This is a genomic window from Campylobacter concisus (assembly GCF_003048375.1).
Classification (GTDB): domain Bacteria; phylum Campylobacterota; class Campylobacteria; order Campylobacterales; family Campylobacteraceae; genus Campylobacter_A; species Campylobacter_A concisus_T.
This window is the reverse complement of record NZ_CP021643.1, coordinates 85,576-108,616: the sequence shown is the minus strand read 5'-3', so window position 1 is coordinate 108,616 and position 23,041 is coordinate 85,576. Positions and strand designations below refer to the sequence as shown.

Annotated in this window: 29 protein-coding genes; 10 read left to right on the top strand and 19 right to left on the bottom strand. The window is 31.1% G+C overall.

Annotated elements, in window-relative coordinates; translation table 11 throughout:
- Positions 1-7: 7 nt before the first annotated feature.
- The 11 genes from CCS77_RS10285 to CCS77_RS10230 form a co-directional block, all read right to left on the bottom strand.
- Positions 8-1,612 (bottom strand): class I SAM-dependent methyltransferase, encoded by a 1,605-nt coding sequence (locus tag CCS77_RS10285; RefSeq protein WP_107917421.1) that lies wholly within the window; start codon positions 1,610-1,612, stop codon positions 8-10.
- Positions 1,613-1,624: 12 nt separating this feature from the next.
- Positions 1,625-1,867, bottom strand: coding sequence for a hypothetical protein (locus CCS77_RS10280; RefSeq protein WP_103592742.1), 243 nt, complete (start codon positions 1,865-1,867; stop codon positions 1,625-1,627).
- 12 nt (positions 1,868-1,879) lie between these two features.
- Entirely contained in the window at positions 1,880-2,161 is a 282-nt protein-coding gene (locus tag CCS77_RS10275; protein ID WP_103592741.1) for a hypothetical protein, read from the bottom strand.
- A 183-nt stretch (positions 2,162-2,344) separates the two neighbouring features.
- Positions 2,345-3,022, bottom strand: coding sequence for a hypothetical protein (locus tag CCS77_RS10270; protein WP_107917420.1), 678 nt, complete (start codon positions 3,020-3,022; stop codon positions 2,345-2,347).
- A 355-nt stretch (positions 3,023-3,377) separates the two neighbouring features.
- A complete protein-coding gene (locus CCS77_RS10260; RefSeq protein ID WP_107917418.1) occupies positions 3,378-4,478 on the bottom strand; it encodes an RNA-guided endonuclease InsQ/TnpB family protein in 1,101 nt (366 codons plus the stop codon).
- A gap of 8 nt (positions 4,479-4,486) precedes the next feature.
- Positions 4,487-4,675, bottom strand: a complete 189-nt coding sequence (locus CCS77_RS10255) for a hypothetical protein (RefSeq protein WP_107917417.1) — start codon at positions 4,673-4,675, stop codon at positions 4,487-4,489.
- Entirely contained in the window at positions 4,672-5,079 is a 408-nt protein-coding gene (locus CCS77_RS10250) for a YopX family protein (RefSeq protein ID WP_107917416.1), read from the bottom strand. The genes CCS77_RS10255 and CCS77_RS10250 overlap by 4 nt, the downstream gene beginning before the upstream one ends.
- A gap of 10 nt (positions 5,080-5,089) precedes the next feature.
- Positions 5,090-5,314 (bottom strand): hypothetical protein, encoded by a 225-nt coding sequence (locus CCS77_RS10245; protein ID WP_107917415.1) that lies wholly within the window; start codon positions 5,312-5,314, stop codon positions 5,090-5,092.
- A 24-nt stretch (positions 5,315-5,338) separates the two neighbouring features.
- Positions 5,339-5,629 carry a hypothetical protein gene (locus tag CCS77_RS10240; protein WP_107917414.1) on the bottom strand — a complete coding sequence of 97 codons (291 nt, stop codon included), beginning with the start codon at positions 5,627-5,629 and terminating at the stop codon, positions 5,339-5,341.
- An 11-nt stretch (positions 5,630-5,640) separates the two neighbouring features.
- Complete coding sequence (locus CCS77_RS10235) at positions 5,641-5,862, bottom strand: hypothetical protein (protein ID WP_107917413.1); 222 nt, start codon at positions 5,860-5,862, stop codon at positions 5,641-5,643.
- A 351-nt stretch (positions 5,863-6,213) separates the two neighbouring features.
- Entirely contained in the window at positions 6,214-7,905 is a 1,692-nt protein-coding gene (locus tag CCS77_RS10230; RefSeq protein WP_161545289.1) for an AAA family ATPase, read from the bottom strand.
- 691 nt (positions 7,906-8,596) lie between these two features.
- Here CCS77_RS10230 and CCS77_RS10225 point away from each other — a divergent pair.
- A complete protein-coding gene (locus tag CCS77_RS10225; RefSeq protein ID WP_107917411.1) occupies positions 8,597-10,543 on the top strand; it encodes a hypothetical protein in 1,947 nt (648 codons plus the stop codon).
- A 2-nt stretch (positions 10,544-10,545) separates the two neighbouring features.
- A complete protein-coding gene (locus CCS77_RS10220; RefSeq protein WP_107917410.1) occupies positions 10,546-12,693 on the top strand; it encodes a VWA domain-containing protein in 2,148 nt (715 codons plus the stop codon).
- A gap of 6 nt (positions 12,694-12,699) precedes the next feature.
- Here CCS77_RS10220 and CCS77_RS10215 read toward each other — a convergent pair whose 3' ends face one another.
- Both CCS77_RS10215 and CCS77_RS10210 read right to left on the bottom strand, forming a co-directional pair.
- Positions 12,700-13,173, bottom strand: a complete 474-nt coding sequence (locus CCS77_RS10215; protein ID WP_107917409.1) for a thermonuclease family protein — start codon at positions 13,171-13,173, stop codon at positions 12,700-12,702.
- A 130-nt stretch (positions 13,174-13,303) separates the two neighbouring features.
- Positions 13,304-14,026 (bottom strand): tyrosine-type recombinase/integrase, encoded by a 723-nt coding sequence (locus CCS77_RS10210; protein WP_107917408.1) that lies wholly within the window; start codon positions 14,024-14,026, stop codon positions 13,304-13,306.
- Between the two features lie 134 nt (positions 14,027-14,160).
- Here CCS77_RS10210 and CCS77_RS10205 point away from each other — a divergent pair, with 134 nt between their 5' ends.
- Entirely contained in the window at positions 14,161-14,448 is a 288-nt protein-coding gene (locus CCS77_RS10205; protein WP_103642921.1) for a DUF6378 domain-containing protein, read from the top strand.
- Positions 14,449-14,519: 71 nt separating this feature from the next.
- Positions 14,520-15,140, top strand: a complete 621-nt coding sequence (locus tag CCS77_RS10200; RefSeq protein ID WP_107917407.1) for a hypothetical protein — start codon at positions 14,520-14,522, stop codon at positions 15,138-15,140.
- A 47-nt stretch (positions 15,141-15,187) separates the two neighbouring features.
- Here the strand turns inward: CCS77_RS10200 and CCS77_RS10195 are convergent, their stop codons facing one another.
- Together CCS77_RS10195 and CCS77_RS10190 are read right to left on the bottom strand one after the other, a co-directional pair.
- Positions 15,188-15,622: a hypothetical protein gene (locus tag CCS77_RS10195; RefSeq protein ID WP_152025751.1), complete on the bottom strand. Its 435-nt coding sequence runs from the start codon at positions 15,620-15,622 to the stop codon at positions 15,188-15,190.
- Positions 15,594-15,908 carry a hypothetical protein gene (locus CCS77_RS10190; protein WP_107917405.1) on the bottom strand — a complete coding sequence of 105 codons (315 nt, stop codon included), beginning with the start codon at positions 15,906-15,908 and terminating at the stop codon, positions 15,594-15,596. The genes CCS77_RS10195 and CCS77_RS10190 overlap by 29 nt, the downstream gene beginning before the upstream one ends.
- Positions 15,909-16,075: 167 nt before the next feature.
- On the opposite strand from CCS77_RS10190, the gene CCS77_RS10185 reads away from it, so the two are divergent.
- The 6 genes from CCS77_RS10185 (at position 16,076) to CCS77_RS10165 (ending at position 20,156) form a co-directional block, all read left to right on the top strand.
- Positions 16,076-16,594, top strand: a complete 519-nt coding sequence (locus tag CCS77_RS10185) for a hypothetical protein (protein WP_107917404.1) — start codon at positions 16,076-16,078, stop codon at positions 16,592-16,594.
- A complete protein-coding gene (locus CCS77_RS10180) occupies positions 16,594-18,180 on the top strand; it encodes a hypothetical protein (RefSeq protein WP_107917403.1) in 1,587 nt (528 codons plus the stop codon). The genes CCS77_RS10185 and CCS77_RS10180 overlap by 1 nt, the downstream gene beginning before the upstream one ends.
- 601 nt (positions 18,181-18,781) lie before the next feature.
- Positions 18,782-18,952, top strand: coding sequence for a hypothetical protein (locus CCS77_RS10425; protein WP_161545288.1), 171 nt, complete (start codon positions 18,782-18,784; stop codon positions 18,950-18,952).
- Between the two features lie 11 nt (positions 18,953-18,963).
- Positions 18,964-19,323: a hypothetical protein gene (locus CCS77_RS10175; RefSeq protein ID WP_107917402.1), complete on the top strand. Its 360-nt coding sequence runs from the start codon at positions 18,964-18,966 to the stop codon at positions 19,321-19,323.
- 9 nt (positions 19,324-19,332) lie between these two features.
- On the top strand, positions 19,333-19,686 hold the full coding sequence (locus CCS77_RS10170; protein ID WP_107917401.1) for a hypothetical protein: 354 nt from the start codon (positions 19,333-19,335) through the stop codon (positions 19,684-19,686).
- Positions 19,687-19,796: 110 nt separating this feature from the next.
- Positions 19,797-20,156 carry a hypothetical protein gene (locus CCS77_RS10165; protein ID WP_107917400.1) on the top strand — a complete coding sequence of 120 codons (360 nt, stop codon included), beginning with the start codon at positions 19,797-19,799 and terminating at the stop codon, positions 20,154-20,156.
- A 131-nt stretch (positions 20,157-20,287) separates the two neighbouring features.
- On the opposite strand, the gene CCS77_RS10160 is transcribed toward CCS77_RS10165, so the two are convergent.
- The 4 genes from CCS77_RS10160 to CCS77_RS10145 are packed head-to-tail and all read right to left on the bottom strand — an operon-like array spanning position 20,288 to position 22,984.
- A complete protein-coding gene (locus CCS77_RS10160; protein ID WP_107917399.1) occupies positions 20,288-20,893 on the bottom strand; it encodes a transglycosylase SLT domain-containing protein in 606 nt (201 codons plus the stop codon).
- Complete coding sequence (locus tag CCS77_RS10155) at positions 20,890-21,585, bottom strand: hypothetical protein (protein WP_107917398.1); 696 nt, start codon at positions 21,583-21,585, stop codon at positions 20,890-20,892. Before CCS77_RS10155 ends, CCS77_RS10160 begins: the two co-directional genes overlap by 4 nt.
- Positions 21,585-22,160: a hypothetical protein gene (locus CCS77_RS10150; RefSeq protein WP_107917397.1), complete on the bottom strand. Its 576-nt coding sequence runs from the start codon at positions 22,158-22,160 to the stop codon at positions 21,585-21,587. Before CCS77_RS10150 ends, CCS77_RS10155 begins: the two co-directional genes overlap by 1 nt.
- 17 nt (positions 22,161-22,177) lie before the next feature.
- The gene (locus CCS77_RS10145) at positions 22,178-22,984 is read right to left on the bottom strand and encodes a hypothetical protein (protein WP_107917396.1); all 807 of its coding nucleotides are present in this window, start codon (positions 22,982-22,984) and stop codon (positions 22,178-22,180) included.
- Positions 22,985-23,041 lie beyond the last annotated feature (57 nt).

Below are 23,041 nucleotides of genomic sequence, written 5' to 3'. Positions count from 1 at the left end.
CCCTATTTCATGCTACAAGCATTTTAATGCTGCTCATAGGTATCTCGACAAGTTTTCCAAAATATTGTCTTGCCTCAGCTTCTTTCATATTCAATTCAGAGCCTGCTTCAGCTGGACTTCTTAACCAGCCTAATAATCTGCCTGCCTCTATGTTGATGGCTTTTATAAGTTCTTGATCAATTTTTATGTGCATATTGCCATTTTTATAAATTTTATATTCAACCAAGATGTCGCCGTCAGTAGAATAAATATAATTTTTTTCACCTGAACATATAGGGTATTCCCTATACCCTCTTTTAAATTCTTGATTATTTACCGCAAAGCCCAAATTTCTTGCTAAGACTTGAATGTCGTTTAGAAAATCTACAGCACTATAAGACAAAAAGCAAGCTCCATAATAGTTTGTTTCCACAAATCTCTTTTGTGACAAAACTAGCCTATAATCAAGGCTTGCTCTAGCGTCTTTCTCTTTTCTTAAAAAATCTTTTAATTCATCTGATCTCATATATTTCCATTTGTCAGACGTAAATTTTATATTAGATTTATAAGCTCTAAGATTATCTTTTTCTGCCAAAAAAAGATAAAAGTCTAATAACTGCTCCGAAAAACTACCACTTGCATTTTTTAAAAACCAAATTGTTATGGCGTATATGTTCCCAATGTTAAAATCAATATTCCTACGAGAACTTAATTTTTCTAAAATAGTATTGCGATAGTTGGCAATAAATTTAGACGTTATAGGCTCATACCTATTAAATAGCTCTTGCCAATATAGATTTTTTAGTCCCTCTATTCTTGATCTTATACTTTTCCTAAGAGTTTCTTTTTTGAAGCCTATCTCTTCTAAAATCTCACTATCAAGAGAAGCAATAGCCTGAAAATTAGACATTAGCTTTTGCATATCCGCCTGGTATAGCTCAACCAGGCTTTCAAGATGATTTTTTGAATTTATCAGCTCTTTTTTGATACGCTCACGCTGTGCTTCTTGATTAAATTTAGATGTAGTATTAAATTTAAAATTTTCATCCAAAAATAGATCAAACGCTGAAACGTTATCACTGTATCTCTCATTTTCAATTTTTACAAAAACTACTTCTACCTTGGCGCGTGCGCCTCTTTCAGCATTTAAAAAATCAAATGATCCTAGAGAGTAAATTTTATTCTCTAGTTTTCTAGCCTTTAAAACTTGATTTATGATTACACTTTGTTTATATCTTTCAGGGATAACGAAATATATCCCTTTTTCAGTATTTGCTTCTTTTATTATTTTTTCGCACCAGGCTTCATATTCGCTATAAGGTGGATTACAAAAGATAAAATCCATCTCTTTGTCTATTAGGGTGTTTTGCCAAAGGTCACACCCTAAAGGGATAATATCCTTATCTTGTTTATTCCGCAGTATTTCACTTTTCTCAATGGAGTAACATAGCGTATTTTTGCCATAAGTTAATGCCTTTAATACTCTGCCATCACCAGCACCTATGTCTAGTATGCTGTAACCACCATAGGTTTGTGCATTGATGTGTTTTTTTACACAATTTATAATTTCGTCCGTAGTCGGATACCACTCAAAATCTTGGTCGTTTTCTTTTAAAATTTTCACTGTTGTCATAGTTTTTCCTTTTTATCCAAGCACTATATAGCTTGTTGGATTATTTTTAATTTCACTCGCATAGCTTTCATTTCCACAAAAATTGAACCAGTCAATCAAATCTTGATCAATATTAGTTGCTGTAAAATAGCACTCGTGATAGTTATTGCCCTCGTCATCGCTTGATAAAAGAATATTTGCTTTTCCATAACCATTTTTTGATAGTTTTTTCAAGTCTTTGATTAGCTGATTGACTGTTAATAGATTTTCTCTCATTTTACGCTCCTGCTAGTATCTTTCATTGATATTTACGACTTCTATGTCATAGCAACCAAATGTTTCAAAATCTATGTGGTCGCCATTTTTGTCTTTGTGGTAAATGCCATACTCACCTTGAACTCGGTAGTCCATACACGGCGCATATCCGCTATATAGCTCGTAACCTCGCTTTTCTACTTCATCTCTTAAGGCTTTATATGCCTTTTTCTCCGTAGAGTAGTAGCCTATTACGTTCAGGCTATCTTTAGACAGCCAAGCATCTCCAAGTGCTGCTATATAGATAGGTTTCATTCTTTATCCTTTCTAAATTTAATTTATAGAATTATAATAAAATATAGTTTAACTTTTACTTAAATATAAAAAGAAAAGACGAATTACCAGTATAAAAATAAGTAAAAAAAGCATCTATAAAAAGGTAGATTTAAAGTGGTTTTATTGGGAGCAAGATCAGCAAACACCGATCTTTTAAAAAATCTATTCTAAGCCAAGAACAAAGTTAGAATTTTTATTTGAAAAATCTAGTTTTTTCTCCTCTTTTAGGCGTGTATTCTCTATCTCTCTCTTTTGTGCATAAATAAAATCTGAAATTTCTCTTGCTACTGCTTCCTCACGAGCCTTTTTATATTCATAGATTATCTCATTTAGGGCTTGATACGATAAAGAGTTAATAAATTGATCTAAGCTAATTTGTTCATTTTTAATATAGGCATTAATAGCTTGTGCTTTTTCACAGTTACCTTCTTTTATTAGTCTAACAGCAGTTTCTTTAATATTAATATTGCTTAATGCCAAATCCACAAAGTGCGTGGTCATATCTTGTTCTAATTCTTCAAAGAAAGCATCATCTTTGCTTATATTATTTATTTTCTTTTGAAATGTTTTATCTATTGCCTTGCTGTTTTGTATAACCATAAAAATAACAAACAAGCTAGTAAAAGATGCGCATAAATACCAAAAATCAAAATTTATATTGACCACATTTTTTAGGCACAAGAGAGCGATCAGGATAAAACAAGAAGCTATTGATGTAATTTTAACTATAAGATCACTAATAGACAAGTTATCTGTTGCTTTTTTTATACGTCTTTTAAAAATTTCATCTTCTGCCTCTTGCGCATATTCAATAAATTCGTCTTTCATAATAGCAAGCATCTCTTATCCTTTTTTTATAAAAATTATTTCAAATTTTTTCAATATCTCTTTTGTTAAAAGTAAATGTCATATCGCGACATCCACGAGAAAGAAAAAAAGACAACTTTATCTTTTAATATATTATAACTTTCATTTTTTCTTAAATACAAAACGTTTTCATCGTCCATCCTGCTCTTAAATAGTATCTTTTTGCTTTTTCTATCCCTGGCCGTATATCTTAAAAATTTAGTTTCCATTTATACAAGTCCTTTATTTTCGTATTTATTACCCAAAACCTCAATTTCACAAATATCAGCAGACATAAATATGACATACTCCCCACGCATAAATGCAGGGGTTTCTAGCATCAACAAATTTAGCCTACATTCGTAGGTCTTACAAATTCTCCACTAAGAGTTGATGCCCCAACTCTAAAAATATTTAAACTAGCGTTATAATCTCTGTCTATTTTTGTATTGCAATTAGGACAATCAAATATTCTATCTTTTAGACTTAAATCATTTTTGATATATCCACAACAACTACAAGTCTTAGAACTAGGATAAAATTTATCAATCTTAACAACATTTGTCTTAGTTGATAGAATATTGATAAATTCATTAAAAGCCAAATCATTTATCTTTCTGCCCCAAATTTTAACCATAGCTTTCAAATTTAGGTCTTCAATAAAGACATTATCATATTTTTTAGCTAAATCACTTGCGAGTTTAAAAAAATAATCTTTTCTTTGATTAGCTAGTTTTATATGAAATTTGGCTAATTCTAATTTAGCTTTGGATCTATTATTTGAACCAATTTTTTTTAAGCTAAGCTTTCTTTGTTTAGTTTTTAGCTCTTTTAGAGATTTGAGATAAATTAGAGGTGAATTTATAGTTGTGCTATCGCTAAGCGTTAGAAATGTTTTAAGTCCAAAGTCTATACCCACGCTTTTACCTGTTGTGATATGATTTTTGTCTTTTGTTTCTAAACTAACACAGATATAAAAAGAACCTAGATTATCTCTTTTAATGGTTAAGGTCTTAATTTTATCATCAGCATTTATAGTTTGATTTTTGCTGAATTTAAAATCATAGCCATTAAGACAAATAACATTATCTTTTAGCTTATAGCCCACACTTCCTTTTAGAGTGAAAGATTTGTATTTAATACGCTTTTTAAAGCTAGGTAGTTCGCCTTGTTTTTTGAAGAATTTTTTATAAGCATTGTCTATTCTTTCGGTTATTTGCTGAATTGCTTGCGAACCTAAGTTATTCCATTTTTTATATTTATCTAGCTTCTTTAATTTAGTTAAGTGTTTTTGAAGTTTAACTTTGTTTAGGCTTTTATGATAAAGCTTATAGTGTCTTTTATGCAAGGCTATACAATGATTATAAATACTACAAGCTATATTTATAAGTTCATCTATATGCTTTGTCTTTTTAGACTTATAAAGCTTATATTTGTATGCTAGCAACATAGTTTTTTTCACCTTTGTTTTTGCTTAGGGCACTCGCTAATATATTGCATAAGCTCAAACTGCTCGTTTTTACCTTCTAGATCTTTTTCTGATACTATAATCTCTTGAACTGATCCGTCCCAGTTAAGACCTAGTCTATCGACATTAACTACTTTGTTGTAGTCTTTAATATAAGCTCTATATTTTAACGATCTCATTTAATAGCTCTATTCTCGTGGATGTTTCCTATGACTTCGCTTCTATCAGCTAGTCCAACATCTAACTCTTCAGGGATAGCTCCATCAAAAGCCACATCAAAACCTACTCTTAGATTGCTCAAAAAAACTTTTCCTATATTTCCATTTGAAAAATGAAGAATATCTCCATCATAAATTTTTTTATTGTTTTTATCTTTTAAGCCAGTGTCCTGCATAAGGATTACGTCTTTTATGTCGTAAGGGACAAAAGTGAATTCCGTAGGTTTTCTCTGCACAGTAGCTAATGTATATACCATAGATACTTCAAAGGTATCTAGGTAAAAGTCTAACTTAGCTACATCTTTCATAACGTATTCTTCTAAATCTGGATCATAGACCCAAGCTCTAAATCTAACATCTCTCATTTTATGCCCTTTATTTTGCTTTTGTTTTAAAAGGCTCTTTTGAAAGATTGTCTTTCATATAAGCCCTTATATCAAAGGGCATACTATCCATAAAAGCATCTATACTTTTTTTATCTTCCAAATTTGCTACCAAATATGACAGAACCTCTATCCAGTCCTCTTGCGTAATATCGCTACCCTCTTTTAGCAAAAACATATCTAGTTCTTTTCTAAATTTATCTCCAGCTTGTGTCATTGTCTTGTTCTCCTATTTATTTTTTTAAAACCATTCAACTCTTAACCAGTTGCTTTTTACTGCATAATTAAAGTTTTTGGCACCGCTAATAAGCTTCCTCATTGCTTCTTGTTTATAATCCTTTAGCGCTAAAATTTGCTCTTCGCTAACGTTTAATAAGGCATCACAATCTATTTCATCATAATCTTCAAAGCGATTGTAGCCTACTTTGCATTTATTTAGCATTTCGCTAAATCCTTCACGATCGTAATCAAAATCCAAACACGCATCATACTCGATATTAAAATCTTTTACTAAAAAAGCTCTAAAACCCATTTTGTATCCTTCTATAATGTCTTTAAAATGTAATCATATTTCCCATTGTTCCAAAACTCTACAATGGTGATTTGTTTATTTTTATATAATTCCATTAAGCTGTTATCTGATACAAAGCTTTCAACGGCAGCTATATCAACATACTTTCTCCCACTAAAAAGAACAGTAGCATCATCTTTGCTCTCTAGCTCTCTAATAAGAGCTAAAGCTTCTTGTCCTCTTAAATCTTTCATTTTGTATCCTTTATTGTTTTAATATAAATAATTATAATATAAAATATTTTAAAATTAACTTAAATTATATAGTATTATAGATAATATTTAGATATTTAAATATTATTAGCAAAGGAATAAACCAATTTTGAAAATATTGACACCTGATCTAAGAATTTATCTAATTTCTAACAAAATTTAACTAAATTGCTTAAAATCGCTTAAGAATTTATCTAATTTCCAACAAATTTATCGAATTTCTAACAAAATTTATCTAATTTCCAACAAATTTATCGAATTTCTAACATCGCCCTAAAAATATAAAAAAAAGAAATATTAAAAAATATTTCTCTCAGATACCTCTTTGGGTATTTAATCTTGATCATACGCTGTATCAAAAAGCGTAGGTTCTTTTAATGTCGGATATATATACTTGTCTTTTTTATCCGAGTAAAATTTGATCTCTTTTGGACGCTTAAAATTTATAAGTAGATCGTTCCCAAAAGGAGATATGTCAATTCCAAAATTTTCACTTAAATTTGGATTTTCCTCTAAGAGTTTCTTTTTGAGCTTAGTAAGTGTTGGTGCAGAAGCTATTTTGTCATATTGCCTCATCTTTATAAATTCCGACAGAAGAATGCTTTTGCTTTGCACGGTGAAAAGGAAGCGTATTAGATCTTGAATAATTGGATTAGATATTTGATCAATAAGATACAGCCTATCGCTATAATCAAGAAGCGATTGTTGCTTGAGCATATTAGAATACTCTGGCCTGAGATAAATTATTATATTCTTTTTAACGTTTTTACTATTGTCGCTTTCTCGCTCTAAAATGTCTGTCCTTAGTATTTGCATGTTTCTTCTTTCAAATACTATATTTTCATTGTCTTTCTCGCCGTTCAATACAATCTTAATGTTATACATAAAATTTCCAAGTTCATAGAGTTTTTCTTTAAGCCATTTATATGATCTTGGGTTTTTGCCCATTTTTTTCAAAAATTTGTATGGTTCTAATATTGCACTAAGCTGAACTTCTTCTCCATCTAGTTTTGTATTTTTTAATTTGAAACTAAAATCCCTAAGGATATAATCTAGTATAGTTCTGTGCTGTTGAGTGAGAATTTGATTTTTGATTGTAGTTTCAATATATCCACTTTCTAGTTTCTGAACAAAAGTTATTGACTTGTTATTTTTCATGAAAACGTCATAAATATTAGAGCCTATTATTCTTTCAGCTCCTAAAAATAGTATCGCTCTACACTCATTTACTGAAATATAACCCTTGTTAAATTTAATAAGTTCTGTTTGCTGCAAGGTAGTTTTTATAGGTGTTTCGCTTTTTTGGATGTTCTTTTTGTCAAAGTCCGTGATTGGCAAAATTTGAACATCTTGCTCGATAAAAGAATTTCTAATACCAAGATTTTCTTTGTCAATTTCAATATGTCTAAAACCAGTATTCTCAGTCGGGCTTATAATTTTATATACTGCACGTGGTGAATTTTTGATACTGCTTGCGCCTCTTATGTCCGTATTTCCCTTATTTGAGTGATGAATGATTAAAAATGCTGTATGGCATTCGTCACACAAATTTTTAAATTCGTTCATAATGAAATTTACTGCGCCGTTATCGTTTTCGTCTGGGGCTTTTGTGCTGCCATAAATATTTTTACACATTTCTGAGAAAAAGACAGAAAAAGTATCGATTATTATGAGGTCAAAAAAATGTATGCTAAGCTCTTTTTTTAGATCTTCAAAAAAATCTTTTTTGGGCTTGCTATATGTTACAGAAATTTTGTTTTTCTCAAATTCATAAAACGATGAAATAACATCGCATCTTTTATTGAAAGAGTCTTTGTTATCCTCAAGGCTAACATATAAAATACGCTCACCGTTATTTATTAGCTCAGCAGCACATCTTAGCGCTAAAAAAGATTTTCCACTTCCTGGCTCACCATACAAAAGAGTAATCTGTGATCTTGGCATAGGTAAAAAATTTTGACATAAAAGCGGTTTCTCTGGAAAATCATTTAAATCTTCTCCTACTTTTTCTATATTTAAAGCCATATTTGTCCTTTTATTAAATGATCCGATACTATACATAATAAATCTTTTATTTTGTATAAAATTAGTAAAAAAAAATGTATTTTTTTAACTTATATATGATACTTATTAACTTATATATGATACTTATTAACTTATATATGATACTTTACTAAAGAATTAACTTGTATATAACACTTTTTAACTTATATATGATATTTTTTAACTTATATATGATATTTTTCTAAAATTTATTGCCAATTTTATCGCTAATGTTAGAAATTAGATAAAAAATAAAAAAGTAGATATAGTAATTCTTTTTATAAGAAATATTTTTTTGGGTATAAAAAATAATTTTGTTGTATTGTTTTAATAAAAAATATACAAGTTGCTCATAGCTTGGTTATTAATAAAATTAACTCTAATACAGTAGGTTTTAACTTACGTATGATACTCTTTAACTTATATACGATATTTTTAAGTAATATGCGATGTAGAACTATAAATTTAACTTATATATGATATTTTTTAACTCGTATATGATATTTTTTTCTTTTTTTACTTGTATCTGCTAAAAATAGCCCTGCTTTCCAATAATTGTTAGAAATTAGGAAAAAAATAAAAAATAAAAATAGTAACTTTATTTATAAAAAATATTTTTTTAAAATGAAAAAAATGATTTTGTTGTATTATTTCAATAAAAAAGGATAGTGATATGGCAGAGCTTAAGTTAAAAGATTTAAATGACTACACCTTAAAGAAAATAAGTTTAAATAAGAATAGCAATCTAATAGGTATTCCTATTTGCGTAGAGTTTATAGAAAATCCTAGTCGTCCAGACACTAGGACTTTTACAGCCTTTTATGGCCTCAATCCAGCAAAATCAACCAGCGTAAGCGAGCTATATTTTGATTTAACGCTAGATGAAAATAATAATATTTCATCGCAACTAAAAGACGAGATTAGAGAATATCTGCAAAGATCAAAAGATAATATCAACTCTATCATACAAAAGAAAAATCCAAATTTATTTGACCAGGTCAATGTTATTTGTTCTAACAAAATTTCATCAAGCAATGGTGTAAGCAAAGCAATTATTAGAAATTTACTTAATTCAGAAGCCAAAAGCTTACTAATAACTGGATTAGCAGGTTATGGCAAGACAGCAGGGCTAAAAAGCGTATTTAAAGACATGCAAGGACTTTCTTTGCAAGATTTTGCCAATAAATACAATATCAGTGAAGAACAAGCTAAGAGTATAAAAAACTTCAAGCTTGAATTTATCCCTATAAACAACGAAATAAACTATGAAGATCTAATGGGACGTATGATCTTATCTCAAAACCCAAAAACTGGTGAGATGCAAACTAGCTATGAAAATGGTGCATTACTTAGCGCAATCAAAAGAAATATGTTCTTAGGTGAAAAGATTTCCATTGGTTTTGATGAACTTGCAGACAATGAAAGACTTTTTGCAAATTTCAAAGCCTTTTTAATGCCTGACATAAACAATAATTATGTTGCTACTGCGACAATGGCAAGAGATTTTTTATCTGTTAGCTCCCAAGATATAGCCTTTAGACTAAAAGACAATAAAGTTGTTGAACGAAATTTTTTTATCTTTGAGGTAGCCAAAAAATGCGATAGTATCTTTACTTGTAACGATGAAGCAATAGAGATGGATAATAAAGGGGGCTTAATAGTAGATGTAAATAAGCTTAATAACTATCAGGCTAATTGTTTTCTCAAATCAATTACTAGCGATGCGGTAGAAAAACAATTCTTCGATAAATCAATAAAAGACGAGAATAAAAAAAGTTTAGATCGCTCTGCTTTTATAAAAACAAAGATTAACACAATGAAAGAAAGCCCAGTGCCACTTTTATTAATTAGCGAAGAAGTTGCTAATAAAATTCGTGCAAATGACGCTCTTAGCAAGTTGGAGCTAAGTTCGGCCTTGCCTTATTCAGTAAGTAAAGAAACATTTAAGGTATTCGCTACTGGCAATGAAATAAATCAAGACGTAAGCAAGGCGGCACTTGATCGCTTTGAAAATATTAAAATTTTTAATATATCGTTTGACGAGCTATACCAAAATTTAGCAGTTTCAAAAATAGGCGTAAATTCAAAACTCTTTAATGAGCTAGATAATATCACGATAGACGGCAGTGCAAGGTTGGCTTTTGGTAAAGCAGTAGTTGATTTTGCAAGACTGATTTTTGAAATGCAGCGAAGTGGTGAGTTAATGATGCCAGAATATGACGGCAATAAAGAGCCAGCATATAAAGCTGGTTATTTGTCATCTCCTACATTAAATCCACGCTTGATCACTAATATAGTCAATCAATCAGAAACACCAAAAGATATTTTAGATAACTATTCACGATATGCAGAACAAATTTTAGGCATAGAAGGGTTGCCAGCTGAGTTTGAAATGAGCGAAATTGCGATGTTTGATGAAGCTCTAAAGAACAAACTCGCACCAGAAATTAATAAAATTTGTAAAAAATATGGCATTAAGAACAACATAGAGGACGATAGTCAAAACCTTTTGCTTCAGGCACTGCCAAGCATAGAGATCAAGAATTCCCAAGTAACACAGATGCCAGCACTACAAGCCAATACTGAAGACGAGAATATAACAGCAAAAATGAAGTTATAACAATGAACGAGCAATTTAAAAACCGAAATGAGCTTATTTTACTTGATGGAGTAGCAAAAGAAATTGCTAAGCAGGTCATTTCGATAAATGCAGATAGGCGTGTCAGCAATGCAGCAATAAAAGCAATGCCAATCAACACATTTGTTTTTAACCCTGCCCTGCTTTCATACGATCTCCAAAAACAGATAGAAGAACTTGATTTAAACCACTCTTTTGCTACTTTTAATGCAGAAAACGGATCGTATGAAATTTTTGTTTCTACGCTCACAAAAAAACAAGCTGACGAACTAATAAACAAAGAGGGCAGTGTAAAAATCAATGGTGACATCTTGAATTTGTCTGATGATTTTAATGGCCTTACTAAAAAGCTTGCGACTGATTTCTATAAGCACGAGCTAGCACATACTAAAATATCGTCGCTTCAAAAGCTAAGCGAAGTAGATAAAGACATACCCTTTTCGTTAATTAATGTCCTTGAAGACGTTAGGGTCAATAGTTTTTGGAATTTTGATAAAAAATATGAGCTTTTATTTAATAAAATTTATAAGGTAAATCCAGAGCTATTTCAATCTACAAAGACTGGCTATGATATATTATTTCCTATTTGTGTAACGCTCAATGATCCTAAATATACGTATTTATCACCAGATACAGAATTTTGCAAATATATCTTTGACAAAACTCAAAAAGCAAACAATATATTTGAAATTTGCCAAATAGCAAAAGAATTTTTAGAAGAGATGGAAAAACGACATCCCAAACAAGATCAAAAACAAGGCACTGGCATAAAATTAAAAGGAAGCACAGATCAGGCAGAAGACCAGCAGCAAAAACAGCCTGAAAAAAGCCTTGGGGATAACAGTTTTGACATAGATGAAAGCGAAGATGAAGATATTTCTAATGACTATGGTTATTTAGAGGATGATGATTTTTCCAATTCTTATCAAACTATACAAGATCCACAAGATAATTCCAAAGAAGAAAATAATGGGCATGGTGAAGATAATGAGCCTAGTAAAAACAAACTACTTGGGGACAAAGGCGACTTAATAGATGCTCTAAGCGACGAAGAAAAAGAGGCAATACGCCGACTTATACGCAGAATAAAAAGCGAAGCTATTAAAATAACTGACAATGGGGCAATTATTAATACTTTAGATGATGAAGAATTTATCCAACGTGTTGCTGCGGTTTATGGTAGAAAAAGAAATTTTGAAAATAATGATTTAGAAAAAATGCTACAAAAACCACTTGCTGCTATCAAAAATGGCGATATTACGCTAAATTTACCACTGATCAATAAATATTTTAACCAAGCAAAAAAAGAATTGAGTAAATTTTTCCCAAAAACAGCAGATGAAGCTAGCTCTAGGCTAAGCAAAAAACTAAATAACAAAAAGATAGCCTCACTGCCATTTAATCCAACATTAAGAGGCTTATTTAAAGAGCCTTTGAAAAAGAAGAAAGAGCCAGTGAAGCTTACATTTTTTCTTGATCTTAGTGGTTCTATGCGCGGTAAGCCAATTTTTAACTCTAAACACCTATTGGCAGTAGTTAAAAAATTACAAGATGAGCAATATATAGACGCAAGTCTAGTGCTACATAAAGGTGGTCTTGTTGATAACTGCACCATTATAAAATTTAAGGACTTTAATCAAAAGCCACTTGAAATAATTTCAGCACTAGAGGCCAGTCATGACGAGGGTATAATAAATGCAATAGATCACAGCCTAAAGACTATCAGAAAAGACTTAAAGCAATCAAGGGCCGTATTTTTCTTAACAGATGCAAATTTATTCGATAATCCAAAAGATATAAAAAAAGCAATGGCAAAAATAGATAATAAGAATATTATTGGTCTATATGCTGGCGATAGCAACAATGCAGAGCTTAGCCGATATTTTTCTAACTTTATCTCAGCAAAGAAAGAAAGCAGCGAAAGCCTAAATAATACGCTAGAAATATTGGTAAAAGCAGTTACTGAAATTGCCAACCCTGATCTAACTACAAAAAGGGCAATAGAAAGGATTGCTAAAAACCCTGAAATTTATAGCTCTTATGCGCTTGAAGGTCAAAGTAAAGCAAGAACAAGAACCAATCAAAGTGCTGAAAATGAGAGTATAGGCTCAAATCCTAAGATTAAAGCCTAGATGCCTTTATTCTTGATGACTTTTTCTAAATTCCCAAGCAGGCGTTAGATTATTCATTGACCAAATACCTATTTTTTTATTCTTTGCCCTACTCTCAGCATCAAAATACTTTTGTTCTTTGGCGTATTTTATATAAACCCAGGCCAAACCTCTCTCAACCTGCTCTAAATTAACCTCTATACCATTGCAATAGACCACACCAACCTTTCGGCCATATCGGTCTGTATCTTGCACAACTACGTTAGCATTTGTGCCATAGCACATAGAGTTTAGGGATTTTTTTGATACATTTCCAAAATCTTGGCTCTTTTCTGGCGCATCTATGCTAGCAAGCCTAATCCTAACTTGTTCTTTTGAACTTGTTAAGATAGTAAGTGTATCGCCGTCAGCAACTTTTATTACTTTGCCACTGATCTCCTCTGCATGAAGCCATAGTGCGCTAAAAAGCATTAGGCTAGATAGTAAAAATTTAGTGTTCATTTTATGCTCCTTCTGGTGGTGCTATTAGTGTTTGCTCTTTGTAATTCATTTTATTGCTTTCATAGTATGTATTAAGATACTATTTTTCATCAGTAAAGAACATCAAAAAGCTTAATAATACATAAAAATACTAATCAACGAAAGGCGTTCTTCTTAGAGTATAAGGTATCAAATTGTCTATCTTTAGCTCTTTGCCTATCTCTAGCAGGTTATATCTTAGGATCGTAGTTCCCATTAGATGTTTTTCTTTTGAAACAAATATGTAGTCATTTAAAAGATCTCTATATGGCAGCAATATCTCAAATTCTTTTTCTACAAAATAAGCCTTTATTTTTGCCTTTTTGCCATTTGCATTTATTATAAAGGTGTCTTTTTCCAAAACAAAGTCACCAAATTTTAGCTCCAGGATTTCTCCAGTTTTTAAATTTTTACAAGCAAGCAGCAGTTTAACCGCTAAAGAGTTTCTTGCATTTTCTCTTACAAAAGCGGTTTTTTCTAATAAAGATGGTAAAAATTTTAACAATCTCTTAAATTCAGCATTTGACAACCCGCCATTAATTACATTGCCGACATAATCTCTGCTAATAAAGGCATATTTTTTTAAATCCTCTTTACCAATAAATGATAGAAATTTTTTAAGGGATTGAACAGCTAAAAGCTGTGTATTGTTTGCAAAATTTTCTTGTAAATAATCGACATAAGATTTGATAACGTCAGCATTAATATCTTTTTCTGAAATACCATTTTTTTCACAAAAATTAAAAAATTTAAATATATTTATCATGTTTGTATAGACAGATGTTTCTTTTAACCCTTGGGTCTTAAGATGTTCTCTAAATTCTTGATCTCTCATCACATTGGCCTCTTGTTTAATTTATATAATTATAAATAAAAAAGGCTTAATTTAAGATTAAATACAGCATATTTTTATCTTATATTAATAATAAAAATACTATAATTATATAAATTAAATTAAAAGGTGCAACAATGAAAAATATAGATGAAATTTTAGCAGAGCGAGAGAACACACACGGCAATTTTCAGGCTTTTAGTGAGATCAACCAAAGTCTTAAAGGTGTTTTACATAATTGTAATTCTTGGGGGAATTTGAGCGCCAGCCAAAAAGAAGCTCTTGAAATGATCATGTATAAAATAGGCAGAATTATGAATGGAGATGCAAACTACGTAGATCACTGGACAGATGTAGCAGGCTATGCAACTCTTATTAAAAACGAACTAATGCAAGCACAAGAGGCTGGCGAAAAAAGAAAATAATTATATTTTGTATAAAAAATCTTTTTTTAGCACTTTCATGTTATAATAAACCAAATTTTATGGAGCAGAAAATGAAAAACAAAACCCTTCTGGCATCATTATTTTTGGTTGTAGCATTGGCAGGATGTTCAACAAAAGGTGCTATTTCAAAAAACGACCTAGAAACTCGTGGCTGCGAAGCTTTTAACTTTGATAGTTTATTATTATCAAAGGCTCACTCAGTAGAATTTGTTGATTTTAGATCGGCTGATGAACGTAATTTTCAAAATGGCCTATGGACGACAAAAGAATACTGCGATATGTCAAGATTATCCCTAACAGAACTTATAGTAAAATATGGCGAGAAAACAAGTCATACTAACATTGTGACTGTTGGCAAGGGCAAGCTTATAAAACAAGACGATTTAACTCCAACTAGAGTTGAGATACAAGGCTCAAAACTTCAGTATCAAAGACAAGAAGGCAAAAGCACGTTTAACTTTGTTGCTGCTAATGGCAAAGATGTCATAAATTTCAAAGAAGGCGAGCATATAAAACTCGATGGTGTAGGTTATAGATTTTATAACAGAAGAGAGTATAAAAATGCTAAAGAGCTTTGGCAAATAGAAGTCATTGATGACGCTGGAGCTATAAGCACAATGGATCTAAATCAAAACAAATTTATGTTTGGATCATATAAGATTATTTTTTAGTTTTAGCAGGATATGCAGGTTAGAATAATCTATAACCTGCATATTAATTATGGTTCTATGCTCTTTAAAACATTACAAAAAATTTCAAGTATTTTTTCATTATCATCTTGCAGTAATATATAGTCGGTTTTCTTGTCTTCTAACGCAAAGAATTCGAGCAATTTCCTTGTAAGTTCTTTTGAAAGGTCTTCTTTGCTTTTTAATTTATCATATCTAAACCTAAAATCTTCAATTTTTTTTCCAAGTGCATCTCGAAAACATACAGCTATTGAATATTCTTTATATATTTTTTCTTTTTTTGTTTCTTCTTCTGACAATGGAAATCTCTCAATTACAACACATATTTCACTTGCAGGTATATTTACTTTTATTTCCTTATAATCAAACAACAACTTATAGTCAAGCAATAACTTGTCATAAACTAATATTGGCTTCACTTCTTCTCCTTTTGGATTAATATGTATTTGGATATTTTTTATCATACCATTCATAAAATTTAGCGTAATTAATATCACAACCAATCTCTGCTCCAGCTGCTGCAATATGTAATCCAAGTAGCTTTAGCAATGCTTCAGTTTCTTCGATTTTGGCTGGGTTTATTGGCAAAGTTTCAATATTTTTCACCTGATCAGCAAAGTCGTCTAATGCTTGCACCATCTCTTGCTTTTTACTCTCATCAAAAATATCAGATGAAGCCATATAGTCTTTTACTGAGATAATTGAATACTTTGCCTTTTCAATTAAATGCCTATTCGGGTGATCACTCATCATCGCTCCTTATCCGAACCAAAATTTTAGAAAATGATAGGACATTTTATGCAAAATTTCAAGTATCTGGCAAGAAAAAAATAAAAAATATTATATTTTGTTAAATTACTAATTTTTACCCCAAATTTGATATAATGATTAAATCTTAAAATAAAAGGCTACAACAGATGATTTCTAGGCTGTCTAAAATAACTTTAGCTGCTCTTTGGCTCTCAACATCATTGATTGCTGAAGAACTACCAAATACAGTAACGTCTATGATTGAATACAAAACCCCAGAATATGACAATAGAGAGCCTGATAATGGCCAACCAAAACAAATATTACCAGGGCAGGGCGCTTATGTCTATTGTGGTGGAACAAATGGCGGAAATTGCTCGCAGGATATACTTGATAGTTATGGCGTCTATAACAATCGTGTCCAAGAAAATTTGCAGCGGTTAAAGAAACGCTGGAGTGGTATTTTATCTGACTATAAGGAAGTCAAACAAAAACATACTCCGCTTACTGAATTTACAATAGAGCAAGATCTAATGCTTACAGAGAATTTGACTGAAATTTATAAGAACTCTTATGAGGTTGATAAATACAATAGATTGCTTGAAAAAGAGATGGAGATGAAAAAGATATTATCTAATATGGCGATCCTAAATAATGAGCTAGACGTTATGGAGATTAAAAAATAATGGCAGGCGATAGAACTGGTGCATATTCAGAAGTAGAGTCACTCAAAAAGGGCAAACATAAAATTGCCAAGGATTATAGGCGAAACGAACTACTGCTATCGCTAGTTTTTGCCTTTATAATATGCTTCTTGTTTAATTATAATGAGCTATTTTCAAAAGATACCTTCTTTTTTAGTATCTTTGATTACGCGAAGGCTATAAATGGTGAATATAAAGGTGGCTTAAACTATTGGCTATTTTTGCCATTCATGCTATTAACTTATTTTGTAGCCTATCTATTTGTTGATGGCAAATTATTGGAGCGCTTCAAAAATATAAAAATTGTAAAATTTATATTTGATCTACCATTTAAGATCATAGGTTATATTTTTTATATCCCAAAAGACTTATATAACACTATGGGCTATGAAGCTTTTTATCTTAGGAAATTGGAAAAAAATTTTTTCTATCAGGTAGTTGAAAAAGAAGATGGCTACAAGAGGGTTGATAAGCTTACAATTTTCAATGATAGAAAATATCTATTTGGCAATGAGTATAATAGAATTTTCTCGCTCTTTCGCTCAAAAGAACATTTCGATGATCTATTCTTGATAATAGAAGGCTATCTATACAAATCTCACTTGTTCGATAAAGTGATATATAAAAACGATGAAGACATCTTCCCAGAGAGCTATATTAACAAAATTAATAGCGATCCAAAGAACAAAGGCAATACGATCCCAGAAAATAGAAACTATAAGTATTTTCAAACCTACATGCTTAGAGAGAACAAAGACGGCGTGCTAGAAGATAGTGTAGTGCTTTCATTAAATGCTATTAGAATATATATGGAAGACAAAAAAAGCCGCTTCAGAGATTTCTTAGAGAATGAAGCTTTTGATTTTAGAACAGCTGTATCAAGCCCTAAAAAAGAATTTGCCAAAAGATTTTATGCTCTAGCAAAAGACGTTCATTTTAGAGAAAAGATTACTAAGAGTTTAGATAAAGAAGAAGCACAGAGGGTATTAAAAACGCTTGACGCTACGGCATCTAAGTCAAGTGGTGGTCGCACTCGTGGCAACAACAATAAAAAGATTAGCATTTTTCAAGATAAAAAGACGCTTGGCTATCTCATTGAAATGTTAATGGCCGACTTCACTCTAATACTATTTAAAATAGTCATCAACCAGTTTATGAATGTTCCAGCTGGTATGATGGTTGTTAAGATAGAGGACTATGACACTAGAATGATCATAGAATATTACAAACAACTTTCTACAATAGAGATAGTTGAGAAAAAGAATGATGGCCAGTCTAAGCTATTTAAGTCAGATAACTACGTAAATTTATTCTTATTAATGTTTGCATACTTTATCAACGATAAAGAAAACAATGTGTTCTCAGAACTCTATTTTAGATTTAACACGGCTGAATACAATAAGCCATTAAGTTTTAGCGAACTTAAGAAGCTAATAGACAACGAGAGCGAAGAGGGTGTTCTTAAAAAACAAGAAGAGTATGACAACATACAAAAAGCAAGAAGCTCAAAGAGCATTGAGATCATTGAGCAAAACAAAAATGATTTAGACGTGAGCGCGGCATCTTAAACAATAGTGCAGGGGATAGATATTGGTCTATCCTTAATTTATATTATTTATAAAATTATCCCAATTAATTCTTACTGATCACAAAAAAAACTTTCTTTTTAAATCAGACGTGTTTTGACCTTCCAAAAAAATTTGAAAAAAATCTTTTTTTTGCTTGCCAATATACACCACCACATCTTTTAATATTTTATATGTTTATTTATGTTTATAACAATATTTTTAAATAATTTAATATATATCTTATTTTAATTATAGTAATTATATTTTATTTTATTTTTTAATAATTTATAAAAATATTTAATAAGTTTATAAATATATAATTATTTATTTTATATATTTAATTATGTTTAAAACATATAAATTATTATAATAATTTTAAATAAAGTTATTGTTTTTATATTTATTATTATTTAATTAATAGTTTTTTTATTTTATTTAATATAAAAACAAATATAATTTATATATATTTAAATAAAAAATCCTATATTTATACTATTTTTTACAAAAAAACATATATTTATCTTAAATAGTAGATAATTTAAGTTATTATTAATTTTAAACATATTACAATCGCAATAAAAGTTTAAGAAATGGGTAAAAAATGACTGACTTAGAAAAATATCAAAAACGCATAAGCGAACTGGAGTCAAAAGGCAAAGTTGTTACTCAGGCAACAAAACTAAAAAGAATAATAGCTCAAAATTTAGAGCCAAAAGCAAAGATGCCAAAAAATCCGTTTATTAAATTTTTAAACATTTTTGGTGTTTTATAAAAGGAAAGAAAATGAGAACTAAAAGCAAAACATATTCTGATCTGACTGAGATCAGGGATACCTTATTAATGATAGATGGGGTAAAACTTTATAAGATCAATAAAAGATACTTTGAGGCATTTTCTGAGTGTCTTGATAATATAGAGCAGCTAAAAATCACTGATTATAAGACTGATGAGGCCCTTTGCGACGAGGCGGCCAAGCTGGCTAATGAAATTAGGGTCTATTTTATAGATCATTTATATTTTGATGTAATAGGTGATCCTGCAAAGGCCATGAATATACAAAACGACTTTGCAAAATTTATCATCCCTAAGATGAATAGATTTGTAAATTTCTTCTACAATGAAGTTTGTTTAAAGGCAGCATAGGAGGATATGATGCAAAATTGTATGATTTGGGTAAAAAATCCAACTGGTGTTTTTTGTGGCGTGGAAGTCAAAGAAGATCAGGGTGTAGTTAAGATGGGTAAAATACTTACCTCTGGGTTTAAAATGTATAGAAAGGCGAGAGAGCTTATCTCGCTTGGAACACTTGAAAGAATTGGTAAAGACATAAATGATTGTTTTTGCTATTACGATGATAATTCAGATGATCTTGTTGTGAAAAAAACAAAGAAATTTAATGAAACATGCAGGAGAGATCCTGATATTAATCACTATTATTTCATAGACAACACATGGTATGTAAAAAAAGGATTTTTGTTTAAACAAATAAAAGATCTTCTGCACTAGCAAAAATAAGAGAAAAGAGCCAACCACAGCTCTTTTCTATATGTCACCCCCAGTGTGGGGACAAGAATTATCCAATATAAACACTTAAAGACAAGTAAAAAGGGGAAATAATGAATGATTTAGATAGAGTTATGGCAACATTGCCACGTTATGAGCTAGAAGCAATGGGGCTAATTAATAATAATGTTATTAGTAATGAAGCAGAGGAATTTTACATCTCATATAGTAATTCACGATTTTCGGTTTCAGATTATGGTTGCGACACAACAGCGTTATATGTTAATGAAACTGGTCAATTTCTTATCCTAAGAGGGGACCATCGTGATGGCTATGCAGGTCTAAATTTCAATGAAGCCATTGAGTATTTTTATAACCATATCGAAGATGCTCACAAATACTCCGATCATGGAAGAATATATATATTTGATGAAGAGGCAAATAGCTTAAACTGCGTAGCAGGCGGTTATTGATTGAAAGAGGCATAGAGAGGCCGACCAAGATCTCACTATGCCTACAACAGTGAAAAAAACTTATATTCATCCTTATCGGAATGAAACGTTTCAATAGTATTTTATAAGCACTTAAAAGCTAATAAAATAGGCTACTTTATACTTTTGTAATTTTCTAAAAATCTTGCCAAATAGGTTCTAGGAGATCTGTTTAAGTGAGATATGCTAACACCTCTATTGTAGCACTCTAAGATATTTGAGATATGAGTTTTGCTTTTTAGCATTGTATAGCAGCCACGTATGATATCAGCGCCAAAAAGCATATTCTTTTTGTAGTCCAAATAAAGCTCTTTTTCATTAGCTCCATAGCCCTTAATTGTCCTGGTATTTAATTGCATAATGCCAAAATCGTAGTCTAACACTTGTAAAAAATCATAGTTGTTTTGAATTATGTCATATGCAAATTCAGCCTCAACAACATTAATTGGATATATGGCCAAATATGGCTCATTGGCCTTGCACTTTATTTTTAATCCATCAAAGGCCAGCTTAGCCCTAGCTGTATTTCTTGTTTTTAAAAGAATAGGGTAGGGGTTAAAATCGCTTTCTGTTTTGACATAGGCTAGAATTATCTTTCTATCAATATTAAATTTGGAGTCCAAAAATTGCGCTTGATTATAAACCTCTTGGACAAAAGCAGGATTTTTGCCAAACAAGAGAGTTGCAACAAAAAATAGCCCCAATAGCCACTTGATCATTGTTTAGCCTTAAATTTACTCAATAGATCACCAACTTGGGCAGTGTCGGCTTTGAGCTGCTTTAGGCAGTAGTCAAATTCTTTGATATTTTCTGCAATCTCTCTCTTCTCTTGCTCATCATTTGCTTCACGAAATTTATTTTTTAAAAAATCTAAGGCAATATCTAGCATGTATATGGAGTTGATGCTATCCACATTCTCATTCATTGCTTCAAAGACATCATCTATATTGTATGGATAATTTATCAAGAACTGAATATCTTCAGGCTTCGTAGTATAGGAAATTTCACGCAGTATTTTTAGCACAAAGTCCTTAAAATGCTTTTCAAAAACATCATCTCCCTCAGTAACTCCAAAAATTTCTTCAGTTCGTTTGGTATCTAAAATTATTTTAGAGTATTCATATTGCAAATATAATACGCTGACTATCTCAGCTGGCAAAAACAATGGCTTAGAGTGGCCAGTTTTATTATCTATTGATCGCATAAAAACATCAATGGCCATAAGCGTTGCTATGTGACGACTTTGTAAAAATCGCTTTATAGCAATAGCTTCTCTTACCTCATTGCCGTCTATTACATCAGGGTTATCAGAGCTTTTGATTGTGCTATTGTAAGCATCTTCTATTGCCTGGGGCGAATTAATCTTTTTTATTATGCTTTCAATATATGAATATGGCTCAATATCTTGCATTAATCTACCTGCTCAGGCTCTTCATCAGCCTCCAAGTATTCTCCAAAAGGAACGCTTTGTGACTGCATAGCATAATATTCAAGCTGTTGCATATATTTTACACGTTTATATTTCTCCCAATCAGGTAGTTTCTCTATGTATTTATGAAACAGCAGTAACTGAATAAGAGTATTCTTTTCACCATATCCTTCAAAGTTTGTCTGTAAAATTTCATCGCCTTCTGCATCAAGATCCACAAAGTAATATTTTTTGTCATCCCAAGTTTTTAGTATAAATTTACGAGTAGGGAATTCTTTTTTTGCTCGATCTATGTTCTTTAAAAAATCGCCATCAGGGTTATCATAGACGATAAAGACACCTTCATACTCTCTGGTGACAATCTCGCTCTTGGTCTTATTTTTATCCCACTGGAGCTTAGCAAGCTCCCAGTTGTATTCTAAGTTATCTAAATAGACGGGGCAATAACCTTTAAGTCCATATTTTTGTTTGTATAGATCCCAATTATGCTCTACTTCATCGTAGTCGTTATCAAGTCCATCACCCCAATCCATGTTGGCAAAAATATTATCGCTCATCTTATTCTCCTTAACTCTTATTTTTTATCATAAACAGAAGTGTGAGGCACTCCACGGATACCGCTTTCAGTCAAGATCACATCCCTATAAACTTTTAGTTTTGAAATATCAATCTTTTCTTGCTCGGCACTCACCTTAGCATTTTCATCATAGTATTTATTCATGATTTTTAATTTTTCATCATTACTTTTTCCACGTCCCTCGCTTAGTATCAGCATAGATTTTACAAATGACGAGTCTGGATGAACTGGCGTAAAATAGACTTTTACATTCATCTGTTTTACTAGCTCAGGCAATTCATAAGCTAGATGTCTTCTGCAAAACGGACATTCTGGATCAGTTAAAACAATGGCATATTGCTTGCTATCTTTGTGGTTAAATTCAAGCACATATTCTTCTGGGATAGCACCGACTACCTTTTCTAACTTGGCATTTGCAGCCTCATCTTCAAGATTTTCCTTTTTGTTGTTTTTTGTTACTTCTACGATATAGTCTTTGATCTCTAAGCTTGTTTCGTCATCAGCAACAAATAATGCACCAAGACCATTAATCATCTTGCCATCTTGTGCTACAAATGCTGGTATATTTGTTCCATCGGCTGTTGTAACGGTAAGCAATATAGTGCCAGCATTTTTTAGTTGAGTGAAATTTCCAAGATTAACATTGTCTGGAAACTCCTTTAAGAGTTTTGTGAAATTCTTTTTAAATTCTGTTTTGTTGGCAATATTTAAAGCATCTATCTCTTTGCTTATATTGTTCTCATCTATTGCAAATGCACAAGTGCCAAATGCAAGCAGACTGCCTAGTAATATCTCTTTTTTCATCTTTTTTCTTGTCCTTTTAGGTGGTTTTAAAAAAATTCTAACATTTAAAAAAGCATT